10 protein-coding genes are annotated in these 13,293 nt (G+C 67.2%); 4 read left to right on the top strand and 6 right to left on the bottom strand.

What is annotated here, in order from left to right; genetic code table 11:
- Positions 1 to 45: 45 nt before the first annotated feature.
- The 4 genes from L593_RS06490 to L593_RS06475 all read right to left on the bottom strand — a co-directional run bounded on the left by L593_RS06490 (position 46) and on the right by L593_RS06475 (position 4,979).
- Complete coding sequence (locus L593_RS06490) at positions 46 to 1,101, bottom strand: ABC transporter permease (RefSeq protein WP_020446141.1); 1,056 nt, start codon at positions 1,099 to 1,101, stop codon at positions 46 to 48.
- On the bottom strand, positions 1,098 to 2,204 hold the full coding sequence (locus L593_RS06485; protein ID WP_020446140.1) for an ABC transporter permease: 1,107 nt from the start codon (positions 2,202 to 2,204) through the stop codon (positions 1,098 to 1,100). Before L593_RS06485 ends, L593_RS06490 begins: the two co-directional genes overlap by 4 nt.
- Entirely contained in the window at positions 2,201 to 3,814 is a 1,614-nt protein-coding gene (locus L593_RS06480) for an ABC transporter ATP-binding protein (RefSeq protein WP_020446139.1), read from the bottom strand. Before L593_RS06480 ends, L593_RS06485 begins: the two co-directional genes overlap by 4 nt.
- Before the next feature lie 61 nt (positions 3,815 to 3,875).
- Entirely contained in the window at positions 3,876 to 4,979 is a 1,104-nt protein-coding gene (locus L593_RS06475; RefSeq protein ID WP_020446138.1) for a BMP family protein, read from the bottom strand.
- A gap of 346 nt (positions 4,980 to 5,325) precedes the next feature.
- Here L593_RS06475 and L593_RS06470 point away from each other — a divergent pair, with 346 nt between their 5' ends.
- Positions 5,326 to 6,639: a lactate racemase domain-containing protein gene (locus L593_RS06470; RefSeq protein WP_049893931.1), complete on the top strand. Its 1,314-nt coding sequence runs from the start codon at positions 5,326 to 5,328 to the stop codon at positions 6,637 to 6,639.
- Positions 6,640 to 6,709: 70 nt separating this feature from the next.
- On the opposite strand, the gene L593_RS06465 is transcribed toward L593_RS06470, so the two are convergent.
- Entirely contained in the window at positions 6,710 to 7,849 is a 1,140-nt protein-coding gene (locus L593_RS06465) for a Gfo/Idh/MocA family protein (protein WP_020446136.1), read from the bottom strand.
- Positions 7,850 to 7,851: 2 nt separating this feature from the next.
- Positions 7,852 to 8,832: a sugar phosphate isomerase/epimerase gene (locus L593_RS06460; protein ID WP_020446135.1), complete on the bottom strand. Its 981-nt coding sequence runs from the start codon at positions 8,830 to 8,832 to the stop codon at positions 7,852 to 7,854.
- Between the two features lie 234 nt (positions 8,833 to 9,066).
- Here L593_RS06460 and L593_RS06455 point away from each other — a divergent pair, with 234 nt between their 5' ends.
- The 3 genes from L593_RS06455 (at position 9,067) to L593_RS06445 (ending at position 13,248) form a co-directional block, all read left to right on the top strand.
- Positions 9,067 to 10,005: a 3-keto-5-aminohexanoate cleavage protein gene (locus L593_RS06455; protein WP_020446134.1), complete on the top strand. Its 939-nt coding sequence runs from the start codon at positions 9,067 to 9,069 to the stop codon at positions 10,003 to 10,005.
- A 4-nt stretch (positions 10,006 to 10,009) separates the two neighbouring features.
- Positions 10,010 to 11,074 (top strand): 3-hydroxyacyl-CoA dehydrogenase family protein, encoded by a 1,065-nt coding sequence (locus tag L593_RS06450; RefSeq protein ID WP_020446133.1) that lies wholly within the window; start codon positions 10,010 to 10,012, stop codon positions 11,072 to 11,074.
- 164 nt (positions 11,075 to 11,238) lie between these two features.
- Positions 11,239 to 13,248 (top strand): AMP-binding protein, encoded by a 2,010-nt coding sequence (locus L593_RS06445; protein WP_049893930.1) that lies wholly within the window; start codon positions 11,239 to 11,241, stop codon positions 13,246 to 13,248.
- Positions 13,249 to 13,293 lie beyond the last annotated feature (45 nt).

Raw genomic sequence — 13,293 nt, 5'->3', positions numbered from 1 at the left:
GGTGACGCCGGGGAGCAGCAAAATCGGGACGACGGCGGTGAGCGTCTACTCGCTCTCGGTCTCGTAGGGCTCGCCGGCCGCGGACGGAATGCGGGTGCCTCCGACGAACGCGAGGACGATCAGCACCGCGATGTAGGGGAACAGCCCCGAGAGGCGGTTCGGGATGCTGACGCCGATCGTCTGCAACTGGATCTGGAGCGCGTTGACCCCGCCGAACAGCAGGGAGGCGCCGAACGCGCCCAGCGGGTTGTAGTTCCCGAACAGGTAGGCGACGATCGCGATCCAGCCACGGCCGTCGACCATCGTGACGCCCCGGCCGACGAACCCCTCGGAGAAGCCGATCGAGAGTGCTGCGCCGCCGAGGCCACAGAGGACCCCGGAGAAGATGACGGAGGCGTAGCGGACCCGGTTGACGCTCACGCCGGCCGTGTCGAGCGCCTCGGGGTTCTCGCCCGCCGCCTGCACCCAGTAGCCCCACCGGGTGTAGTAGAGGACGAGGTAGGCGAGGATCACGATCCCCACGGTGATCGGCACGAACGGCGACGCCTCGAAGAGCACCGGACCGAGGAGCGGGATCTCCGAGAGCCCGGGCACGACGATCGTGTCGATACCGTTGAGCGACGGGCTGTTGACCCGGTCCCAGAGCACGATCGCGGCGAAGGGCGCGAAGCCCAGCCCGAGGAACCAGATCGCCAGTCCCGCGACGATCTGGTTCGCCTTGTACCGGATCGTGAACACCGCGAAGATGGCCGCGATGGCGGCGGAGACGGCCATCGCCACGAGCACGGCGATCCAGAGGTCGAGCTGGCTGATCTGACTTCCACCGAGTTCCCACGAGACGGCCGCTGCCGTGAACGCCCCGAAGATGAGCAGTCCCTCGAGCCCGATGTTGAACACGCCGCTCTTCTCGGCGTAGAGCCCGCCGACGGCGGCGAGCGCGATCGGCACGGAGAGCCGTAGCGACCGTGCGACCATTCCGGTCGTGAAGATCTCGCCGACGACCGTCTCCGGGAAGAGCCTCCCGACGAACCACAGCACGACGACGCCGAGCACGCTCGCGAGCGCCATCAGTCGCTGGTTCGTCATCGAGAGGTACTTCATTCCCGATCACCCCGGCGACGGCCAGCCATCCGGAAGAGCTCCGGCGTGGCAACGAAGAGGACGATCAGTCCGACGATGCCGTCGACGAGCTCCTGGGGCACGTTCTGGTTGATCTCCACGAACTGCTTGCCAGAGGAGAGGCTCCCGAAGAGGAGACTCGACGGCACGACCCCGATCGGGTTGTTCGCCGCGAGCAGGCTCACCGCGATCGCGTCGAAGCCGAACGTCGGCGTGACGCCCGGATCCTGGTAGTAGCCGAGCACCATGATCGTGTAGACCGCACCGCACAGACCGGCGACGATCCCGGAGAAGACCATCGTCGAGACGATCATTCGCTCCGGGATCACGCCGCTGTAGGCCGCTGCCTCGGCCTGTTCGCCGCTCGTGCGGAGGTCGTAGCCGAAGGCGGTCCGGTTCATCACGACCGAGACGACAACGACGGCCGCGAGCGCGATGAGCAGCCCGTAAAGCGAGAACCGGCTCGAGTCGAGGACCACGGAGGGGAACTCGACGCTGTCCGGGAAGTCGACGGTCTTCGGCGCGGGCGAGTCGGGGTCCTTGAGCGGACCGTCGACGAGGACGAACAGGACGCCGGTCGCGATGAAGTTCAACATCAACGTCGTGATGACCTCGTTCGCGTCGGCGTAGGCCTTCATCACGCCGGGAATGGCGGCGTAGAGGCCGCCACAGACCATCCCGATCGGAATCCCGATCAGCATCAGGACGATCCCGCCGAGCGTACCCGAGGGCACGTACGGTGCGAGCCAGATGATCGACATCGCGGTCCCGAACCCGCCGACGACCAGCTGTCCCTGGACCCCGATGTTGAAGATGTTCGCACGGAACGCCAGCGCGACCGCGACGCCGGCGAGGATCAACAGCGTGGTCTTGCGCAGGGTGAACGCGACGTCACCCGCACTGCCGAACGCGCCCCAGAAGAGGAACAGGAGGAAGGTGATCGGGTCGTACCCCGCCGCGAAGACGATGATCGAGCCGATGAACAGCGCGAGCAGGACCGACCCGATCCCGATCAGCAGCCGCTCGCCGCCTGAGGCCGTCGCCATCCGATCGGCGACCCCGCGCAGTCTGCCGAGGGCGTTCATGGGTCACCCCCTTCCGCTGCCGCGTTGGCACCGGCAGCCGCGTCGTCGCTAGAGGACGTGGGCACGTCCGCGTCGGCCTGGCCAGGTCGCTGGCCGGCCATCATGAGACCGAGCTCCTGCTCGTTCACGGCCTCGGGCTCGACGACGTCGGTGAACTCGCCCTCGTAGAGCACGCCGATGCGATCGGAGAGCTTCTGCACCTCGTCGAGTTTCGAGGAGACGAGCAACACCGCGGCGCCCTCGTCGCGGATCTCGAGGAGCCGGTCGTGGATGAACTCGATGCTCCCGACGTCGACACCGCGCGTCGGGTGGGCGGCGACGATCAGGGTCGGGTCGTGCTCGAACTCGCGACCGACGATGAACTTCTGCTGGTTGCCACCCGAGAGGTCCGCCGACCGCGTGGCGACGTTCCGCGGCTCCACGTCGTACTCCTCGACGATTCGTTCGGCCTGTCGCTCCACTTCGTCCCAGTCGAGGAAGCGACCGTTCTGGAACACTTCCGCGGTCTGGTTCCCGAGGAGCGCGTTCTGGACGAGGTCGTAGTTCATCACGATGCCCTCCTCCTGGCGGTCCTCGGGCACGTAGGCGATGCCGGCTTCGATTCGCTCGCGGCGCGATAGGTCGGAGATGTCCGCTTCCTCGTAGACGACCGTTCCCCGGGAGGCCTCTCGCAGGCCGGTGATGGCCTCGACGAGTTCGCGCTGTCCGTTGCCCTCGACGCCGGCGATGCCGAAGATCTCGCCCTCCTTGATCGTGAAGTCGAGCCCGCTGACTTTCTCGATGTCCCGGTCGTCGTTCACGTGGAGTCCCGCGACGTCGAGGACTTCGGCACCGACGTCGTGTTCGTGCTGCTCGACCTCGAAGAGGACCTCGCGCCCGACCATCAGTTCGGCGAGTTGCTCCTGCGTCGCCTCCTCGGCGTCGACGGTCCCGACCGTGTGGCCGTCGCGCAGGACGGTGATCTCGTCGGCGGCACGCATCGCCTCCTCGAGCTTGTGCGTGATGAAGATGATCGAGTGGCCCTGTGCCGTCAGCTCATCCATCACCTGGTAGAGCGACTCGACCTCCTGTGGGGTCAACACGGCCGTCGGCTCGTCGAGCACGATCGTGTCCGCGTCGCGGTAGAGCGTCTTGAGGATCTCGACGCGCTGTTGCACGCCGACGCCGACGTCTTCGATCCGGTCGTCGAGGTACTCGTCGACGTCGAAGCCGTACTCCTCGCAGATCTCTGTGATCTCGCGGCGCGCCCGCTCGGTGTCGACCCTGCCGAATCGGTCCGTGGGTTCGTTCCCGAGCACGACGTTCTGGAGGACGGTCAACGTGTCGATCAGCATGAAGTGCTGGTGGATCATGCCGATCCCCGCGTCGATCGCGTCGCGCGACGACTCGAACGATCGCTCCTCGCCGTCGACGTAGATCCGCCCAGCGTCCGGCGTGTACTGGCCGTAGAGGATCTTCATCAGCGTCGTCTTTCCCGCCCCGTTCTCTCCGATGAGTGCGTGCACGGAGCCTCGCTCGAGGTCGAAGTTGACGTCGTCGTTCGCGACGACGTCGCCGAAGTGCTTCGAGATGCCCTCGAGCCTGACCGCCGGCGGTCGTGACCCACTCATGCGTCTCTCCCCTGTCTCTGTGTGATCATGTGACGAAGAAACTGCGGTGCGGATAAAAAACCTACTGACAGCCCGTCGCCGAGCACGGGACGGTGATGTCGCCGTTGACGATGCCCTCCGTCGCCTCCTGGAGGTTCTCGTCGACGACGCTGGGCAGCTCCCCACCAACGTCTGCACCCTTGTTGAACCGGACTGCCTCCTGCTCGAGTCCGTACGTCTTGAAGCCGGACACGTCTCCCCAGTTGCCGTTGTAGGCGGCCGTCGACACGTCGTACGTGCCGACGTTGATGTCCTTGACCGCACTGCCGACGATGACGTCGCTGTAGTCGGGCAGCGCGAGGGACTGCTCGCCGTCCACGCCGATGGCGAACCGGCTCTCTTCCTGGGCCGCCTGGAAGATGCCCGGTCCCGTCCCCGCTGCGGCGTGGTAGACGATGTCCGCGCCCGCCTCGTACTGCGAGAGGGCGACCTCCCGACCTGCAGCCGGGTCCTGGAAGGACCCGGCGTACCCGACCGTGACGTCGACGTTGGAGTCCGCCCACTGTGCGCCAGCCACGTAGGCCTCCTCGAACGCGTTGATGAGTGCGCTGTCGACGCCCCCGACGAAGCCGACGGTCGAGCCGCTCGGGTCGTTGCTGTTGCCCTCGTAGGTCAGCTCCCGGGTCGTCATCGTTCCGGCGACGACGCCGGCGAGGTACGACATCTCGTGGTTGCCCCACACGTACCCGGCGACGTTCTCGTAGTGGTCGCCGCTTTCACGGTAGAGGCCCTGGTTGATGAGCATCCAGTTCTGGTCGGAGTACTCGTCGGCGCTCTGTTTGAGCGCCTCGGCCTGGTAGAACCCGACGCAGACGATCACGTCGTAGTCGTCGGAGCTCTCCGCGAGCTGGCTCTGGAGACTGCGGTACTCGCCACCCGCACCCTGCACCTGGTTGACCGATCCGTCGTTCTCTTCGGCGGCCTGCTCGAGTCCCTGGAGCGCACTGTCGTTGTACGCGTTGTCTCCGAACCCACCCGGTCCGGAGATGATCGCAGCGGAGAAGTCGTCGCTTCCCCCGCCACCACCCGGGAGTCGGTCCAGGCAGCCGGCGAGGCCCGTGAGGGCGACGCCGCCACCTGCAGCTTTGATAAACGATCGTCGTCGAATGTCAGTGCTATCCCGCATCAACGAAGCATATAAAATCGCCTGCATATATAATTTGTGTATGTTAACCAACATCACGGTGCGATCTGCACCTCTCGCCTGAGGATTCGCGGCAACACCTGCCGCGTCACCGCGGTCTCCACGCCGGCCCCTGCACCTCCCGGCGATGGCAACCTATCCGGCAATCCGTCCGGCGATCGGCAATCCGCCCGGGGATCGGCAACCTGCCCAGCGATCGGTGACACATCCGTCGATCGGCCGACCGCATCTCCCGCTCCGGCCCCGGGCCGTTCTCAGCCCGGTACCACGATCCGGTGGAGAACGCCCCGACCGCACCATTAACTACGCTCGGCGGCAGTCTGGACGTATGGAGCTAGCTTTCCCGAGCAGGGAGCGCCTCGAAGGGAGTGCGGACGTGACGCCGGCGGACTTCCCCCGGTTCGCACGGGCCACGCGCTCTCGCGACGATCCTCGCGTCTCGGACGTCGCCGACGCCACGCGGCGTGCACTCGACGCGATCGACGGCCTCGACTCGCTCGCCGACGGTGCCGAGGTCGCCGTGACCGCCGGGAGCCGGGGGATCCACGACGTCCCCGAGGTGCTCGCGACGACCGTCTCGGCGCTGGACGAACGCGGCCTCTCCCCGTTCGTCATGCCCGCGATGGGGAGCCACGGCGGCGCGACGGCGGCGGGCCAACTCGAGACACTGGAGTCACTCGGCATCACGGAGGAGACGATCGGCTGTGAGTTCCGGTCCTCGATGGCCGTCGAGCAGGTGGGGGAGGACGAGGACGGTCGGCCCGTGTTCGCCGCACGAGACGCCCTCGACGCCGAGGCCGTCCTCCTCGTGAATCGCGTCAAGCCCCACACCGACTACGCCGGCCCCTACGAGAGCGGCCTCGCGAAGATGGCCGTGGTCGGCCTCGGCAAGCACCGCGGCGCGGAGGCGATGCACAACGCTGCGCTCGCCCGCGGCTTTCAGGAGGTGATTCCCGAGCGCGCGGAGATTCTCATCGAGGAGACGCCCGTGGTCGGCGGGCTCGCACTGCTCGAAAACGCGAACGAGCGAGCGGCCGATATCGTCGGGCTCGACGCCGGGGAAATCATGGAGCGCGAACCGGCGCTCCTCGAGCGCGCGGCCGACCTCCTCCCGACGCTCCCGGTCGACGACCTCGACTTCCTGCTCGTCGAGGAGATGGGCAAGGAGGTCAGCGGCACGGGGCTGGACACGAACGTCGTCGGCCGACAGCTCTTCCACGGCCAGCCCGAACCCGCCGACGCCATCGACGTCACGCGGATCTACGTCCGGTCGCTCACCCCGGCCTCCCACGGCAACGCCCTCGGGATGGGGCTCGCGGACTTCGTCCACCGGGACCTCGTCGCCGACGTCGACTTCGGCGACACCTACGTCAACATCGCCACGAGCGGTGAACCCGTCCGCGCGAAGCTTCCGTTCGTCGTCCCCTCGGACGCGACCGCCCTCACACTCGCGAACTCGACGACCGGCGTCCAGTCGATCGGTGACCTGCGGGCCGCCGTGATCGAGAACACGCTCGAACCCGACGATCTGCTCGTCTCTGCGCCGGTTGCCGAGGAGCTCGCGGAGCATCCGGACGTCGAGGTCGGACCGCTGGAGCCGCTCTCCTTCGACGAAAACGGGGACCTCGAGCTGCCCTGGTAACGGATCCGGCGGGGGACACTGGGTCGGCCGTCGACCCAGCGCAGTCCAGTCGACGTCGACCCAGCGCAGTTCAGTCGACGTCGACCCAGGCGCCGGTCTCGTCGCTCTCCTCGATCGCCCCCAGGACCTGCTGGACCTGGAGCCCGCTCTGGAAGTCGGGCTGGAACTGCTCGCCCGCTTCGAGCGCCGTGAGGAACTCGTAGTTCTCGTGGACGAACGTGTGCTCCCAGCCGATGATGTGGCCGGGGGGCCACCAGCGGTCGACGTAGGGATCGTCGGCGTCGGTGACCAGGATCGTCTCGTAGCCGCGGTCGTCCTCCCGGAGCACCTCGAGTTCGTTGAGGCGCTCGTGGTCGTACCGGAGGCTCCCCTTCGAGCCCTCGATCTCGATGGTGTGGTCGTTCTTCCGACCGTTCGCGAACCGCGACGCCTCGATCGTCCCGATCGCGCCGTTCTCGAGTTCGACGTTGGCGGTGTAGGCGTCGTCGACGGTGACGGGCTTGGTCTCCGTCTCGGCGCCCTCCTCGTGGCCGACGGAGTCGCCGCGGGCGTCCTGTCCCTCGACGGGCCGCTCGTCGACGAACGTCTTGAGCTGGCCACTGACGCGAGCGACGTCGTCCACGAGCCACTGGATCGCGTCGACGGTGTGAGCGCCGAGGTCGCCGAGCGCGCCGCTGCCGGCCATCTCCTCGTCGTTGCGCCAGGACCACGGCGCATCGGGGTCGACGAGCCAGTCCTGCAGGTACTGTGCCCGGACGTGGTGGATCTCGCCGAGGACGCCGTCGTCGATCAGCTGTTTGGCGTAGATCAGCGCCGGCACCGCGCGGAAGTTGAAGGCGACGCCCGCCATCGCGTCGCTGGCTTCGGCGGCCTGGGCGACGCGCGCCGCGTCCTCGGCCGTCGGGGCGAGCGGTTTCTCCGAGAACACGTGGATCCCGCGGTCCAGTGCCTCGATCGTCGGCTCGACGTGGAGCCAGTTCGGACCGAGGTTGTACAGGACGTCGATCTCGTCGAGCGCGGCCTCCCAGTCGGTGCTCGTCGTCTCGAACCCGAACCGGTCGGCGGCGTCGGCGAGCGCTTCCTCGTCCCGGCCGATCAGGACGTGGCGATTCGTCTCGGGGGCTTCGGGGAAGAACATCGGCAGACGCGCCAGCGCGTTGCCGTGGGCCTTCCCCATGAACTTGTAGCCGAGGAATCCTACGTCGTACATGGTCACACGTCGGAGTCGACCCAGTAGGCCTCGCCGGGCTGGGTCTCGAAGATCGCTTCGTCGAGCGTGCCGATGGCCTTCTCGAGGCCCTCACGTGCGGAGGTGAGGGAGTCCTCGTGCTCGACGGAGAGCGTGCCGTCGTAGCCGACCATCCGCAGCGTCGAGACGAGGTCCTTCCAGTAGTCCATGTCGTGGCCGTAGCCGATCGAGCGGAAGATCCAGGACCGATCGATCTCCTCGGTGTAGGGCTTCGTGTCGAGCGCGCCGGTGACGTCCTTGTTGGACTCGTAGGTGCGGAGGTCCTTCGCGTGGACGTGGTGGATGGCGTCCTCCTCGCCGAGGTAGCGGATCGCCTCGGGCACGTCGATGCCCTGCCAGACGATGTTCGCGGGGTCGAGGTTCGTCCCGATCCGCTCGTTCGTCGCCTCCCGGAGCTTCAGCATCGACGGCGGGTTGTACACCAGGAAGTTCGGGTGCATCTCGATGGCGACGTCGACTCCGTGGTCGTCGGCGAACTCGGCCATGTCCTGCCAGTACGGAATCGCCACCTCTTCCCACTGGTACTCCAGCGCGTCGAGGTGCTCGTTCGGCCACGGTGCTGTGACCCAGTTCGGGACCTCGTCGTTCGGACCGCCCGCTGGCAGGCCGGAGAAGCAGGTGATCGTGTTCGCGTCGAGCTGGTCGGCCAGCCGGATCGCGTTCCGGAGCTGTTCGTCGGCCGCCTCGGCCCGCTCCTCGTCGGGGTGGAGCGGGTTGTTGTGCGTCGCGAGCGCGCTGATCCCGACGCCGTGCTCGTCGAGGAGCGCCTGCAGTTCGGCCTGTGCCTCCTCGTCGTCGAGGTACTCGTCCATCGGCAGGTGGTCGTCGCCCGGGTCGCCGCCGCAGCCTAGTTCGACCATCTCGACGCCGAGGCCGGTCAGGTACTCGAGTGCTTCGTCCAGCGACTGTCCGCCGAGCGGAACAGTCAATACTCCGACTTGCATAGCGGATTGCTGTTCTCTTTTTTCATTATTAATACTTTGTGCGCAGGCAGTCTGCCAGTGGCGTGGTCCCCCAGTTGTGGGGACCACAGAGTGTGGGAATGACAGGGCCTCGCGGTGCCCTCACAACACCCTGCGCGGCCCGCCACTGTACGCCGTCGCAGTTGAAACCGGCAAGCTGTACGCACTGGGGCCACCACAATCTATTTACAACGAAATTCGCTATTCAGCTACCAGATGCGCAGTCTCGACAAGATGATCGTCTCCTGTGCAGTGACGGGAGCGATCCACACGCCGACGATGTCTCCGCACCTCCCGGTGACGCCAGCGGAGATCGCGACCGCCGCGATCGAGGCCTCGGAGGCCGGAGCCAGTATCGTCCACGTCCACGTCCGGGATCCCGAGACGGGGCAGCCGGTCAACGACTGGGACCTCTTTCGCGAGGTCGCAGAACGGATCGCCGCCGAGACGGACGTGATCGTCCAGCCGACGACCGGCGGGGCGCCGATGGACCCGCCGGAGGAGCGCGTCGGCGTCGTCCCCGAACTCGAACCGGAGATGGCCTCCTGCAACATGGGGTCGATCAACTTCGGGCTCTACCAGCTGCTCGATAAGTACGACGACTGGGAGTACGACTGGGAGCCCGAGTACCTGGCTGGCACTCGCGACCTGATCTTCCAGAACACGTTCGCGGACCTCGAAACCGTCCTCCCGATCTTCAACGAGCACGACACCAAGCCCGAACTCGAGTGCTACGACGTCGGCCACCTCTACAATGCCAAGCACTTCGTCGACCGCGGGCTGATCGAGACGCCGATCCACCTCCAGTTCGTCACGGGCATCCACGGCGGCATCGCCTCGACGGCCGCGAACCTCACGCACATGGTCCGGATCGCCGACGAACTGTTCGGCGAGGACTACTCCTTCTCGGTCATCGGCGCCGGCCGGAACGAGTTCAGCATGGCCACCCAGGCGATCTCGATGGGCGGCAACCCCCGCGTCGGCCTGGAGGACAACCTCTACCTCGGCCCCGGCGAACTCGCCGAGTCCAACGCCGCGATGGTCGAGAAGATCGTCCGCCTCGGCGACGAACTGACCGGCCGCGAGCCTGCCGAACCCGACGAGGTCCGCGAGTTCCTCGGGCTGAAGGGACTCGAGAACACGGCGATCGTCTGAGCCCATGAGCGATACCCCCGACGCAGACGCCTCGGAACCAGCCGATGCAACCGACCACGACGCGCCGGACCACGACGTCGACGCGCCGGATCACGACGTCGACGGGATCGCCGTCGTCGGCGCGGGCAGGATGGGCCACGGCATCGCGCTGACCTACGCGCTCGCCGGGCACCCGGTCCGCCTGTTCGACGTCGACGAGGAGACGCTCGCGTCCAGCCCCGACCGCATCGCAGACGCCCTCGACACGTTCACCGAGCGCGGACGGTACTCCGAATCGGCGGCGACCGACGCGCTCGATCGGATCTCGCTGCACACCGACGTCGCCGAGGCCGTCGACGGCGTCGACTTCGTGACGGAGGCCGTCGCTGAGGACGCCGCGATCAAGCAGGCCGTGTTCGAGGACCTCGACGAGCACGCCCCCGCCGACGCGATCCTCGCGACGAACACCTCCGGCATCTCCATCGACGAGATCGCCGGGCCGGTCGAGGACGCGAGTCGCGTGCTCGGCACCCACTGGTTCAACCCGCCCCACCTCGTGCCGCTGGTGGAGGTCGTCAAGGGCTCGGCGACGACGGACGCGGCGGCGCAGCGAATCCGTGCGCTCCTCGAGGACGCGGACAAAACCCCGATCGTCGTCCAGAAGGACGTCCCCGGGTTCATCGGCAACCGGATCCAGGCGGCGATGTCCTACGAGGCGTTCTCGCTGCTCGCCCGCGGCGTCGCGACGCCCCAGGACATCGACCGGGCGGTCAAGGCAGGGTTCGGCTTCCGCCTCCCGATCATGGGTATCTTCGAGAAGATGGACCAGTCCGGCCTCGCGATCCACCACGAAGTCGAGAAGCGCCTCATGGGCGACCTCGACCGCGGCACCGATCCCAACCCCGTCATCGAGGAACTCCTCGAAGAGGGCTACACCGGCACGGAGACGGGCAAGGGCATCTACGACTGGACGGACGTCGACCTCGAGTCGGTGCGGGAGCGCCGCGACGGCGCGTTGCTCGACATGCTCGACCTCTACGAGGAGAGCGACGCCGAATCGTCGCCGCCGGCGTACTACGATCGGACCTGAGGCGGGCGAGCGGGCACGCCTCCTCGCTGCGCCGTCGTTCCTGGCGATGCGTGGCACGTGCTCGGTATTGGTGCATCTGGCGTGCACATCTCGCTGCATCGCACCCCTGACTGCCCGGGACACACAGTACAATTATTAGGATCGTCCGTCCACTTCCAGTGACGATGACACGCGAGGACGCCCAGCGGAGCGAATCGTTCGCGTTCGAACCCGAGGAGTCGTTCGTCGAGTCGACCAACGTCTGGCAGTTTATGCAGGAGTACGGCATCGATGACTACGACGAACTGATCGAGCGCACCACGAGCGAGGTCCCCGGCGAACCGGACTCGGGCGTCGAGTGGTTCTGGGACGAACTGGTCGACTACCTCGGGATCGAGTTCTACGAGGACTACGAGCGGGTTCGGGACGATTCCGACGGGCCGCAGTTCACCGACTGGTACCCCGGGGGCGAGCTCAACGTCGCCCACAACGTGCTCGACAGGCACGCCGCGGTGGACGCCGAGGCTCGCAACTCGGTCGCACTCATCTGGGAGGGCGAGCCGGGCGACGTGCGCGAGGTGACCTACCACGAACTGCACCGCGAGGCGAACCGGGTCGCGAACTACCTGGAGTCCGTCGGGATCGAGACCGGCGACACGGTCGGGCTGTACATGCCGATGGTCCCCGAGGTCGTCTCGATCCTCTACGGCTGCCTCAAGGTCGGGGCGATCGCGGTGCCGATCTTCTCGGGGTTCGGCGTCGACGCGACCGCGACCCGGATCGCCGACAGCGAGTGCAGCGTCCTGTTCACCGGCGACGGCTTCTACCGGCGTGGGAGCGAGGTGGTGCTCAAGGACACCGCCGACGAGGCCATCGAGGCCGCGGGGCACGTCGAGCACACCGTCGTCGTCGACCGGATCGGTGCGAGCGACGGCGCGGTCGACGTCGGCTGGGACGACGAGCGCGACGCCTGGTGGGCCGACGCGATCGGCCCACAGCCCGACGAGTACGCGACCAAACACCTCCCGTCCGACCAGGAGTCGATGCTGCTGTACTCCTCCGGGACGACCGGCGAACCGAAGGGGATCGTCCACACGCACGCCGGGATCCTCACGCAGTGCGCCAAGGAGATCCACTTCGGGTTCGACCAGCAACCGGCCGACCGCTTCTTTTGGGTGTCGGACATCGGCTGGATGATGGGCCCCTGGACGCTCGTCGGGAACCACACCTTCGGCGGGACCGTGTTCATGTACGAGGGAGCGCCCGACCACCCGGAGCCCGACCGGTTCTGGCGCATGATCGACCGGCACGGACTCACGCAGTTCGGCATCTCGCCGACGGCGATCCGCGCCCTCCGGAAGCACGGCGAGGAGTGGCTGGAGGGCCACGACCTCTCCTCGCTCCGGCTCCTCGGCTCGACGGGCGAGCCCTGGGACCCCGAGTCCTGGCAGTGGTTCCTCGAGCACGTCGGCGGCGGCGAGTGTCCGATCGTCAATATCTCCGGCGGCACGGAGATCTGTGGCTGCTTCCTGATGCCGATGCCGATCCAGTCGCTGAAGCCCTGCACGCTCGGCGGCCCCGGCCTCGGGATGGACATCGACGTCGTCGACGCCGAGGGCAACTCCGTCGCCGACGAGCACGAACGGGGGTACCTCGTCGCCAAGGACTCCTGCCCGTCGATGACGAAGTCGCTGTGGTCCGGCGACGAGCGCTACCTCGAGGAGTACTGGTCGACCTGGGAGGACCTGTGGGACCACGGCGACTGGGCGCAGGTCGACGAGGACGGCCTGTGGTTCCTCCACGGCCGGGCCGACGACGCGCTCAACGTCGCCGGTCGGAAGGTCGGCCCGGCGGAGGTCGAAGGCGCCGCGATGGAGCACGACGCGGTCAACCAGGCGGCGGCCATCGGCGTCCCCGACGACACCACGGGAACCGCGGTGGTCCTCTACGTCGTCCCCGAACCGGACGTCGATCCAGACTCGGACCTGGCCGAAGGGATCATGGAAACCGTCGGCGAGGAGCAGGGCAAACCGTTCCGTCCCCGCGAGGTGCTGTTCGTCGACGCGTTCCCGAAGACGCAGAGCGGCAAGATCGTCCGCCGTGCGGTCCAGGCCGCCTACACGGGCGAGGAACTCGGCGACCTGAGCAGCGTCGAGAACCCCGAGGCACTGGACGCGATCGAAGCGGCGAGGTGAGGCGCTCGGCCGGTACGGTTCCGTCGACCTACCGAGCGTTCCTGA

This window comes from Salinarchaeum sp. Harcht-Bsk1, assembly GCF_000403645.1.
In the GTDB taxonomy this organism is placed as follows: domain Archaea; phylum Halobacteriota; class Halobacteria; order Halobacteriales; family Salinarchaeaceae; genus Salinarchaeum.
Note: the sequence above shows the minus strand (reverse complement) of the source record. Positions and strands in the feature narration are given on the sequence as shown.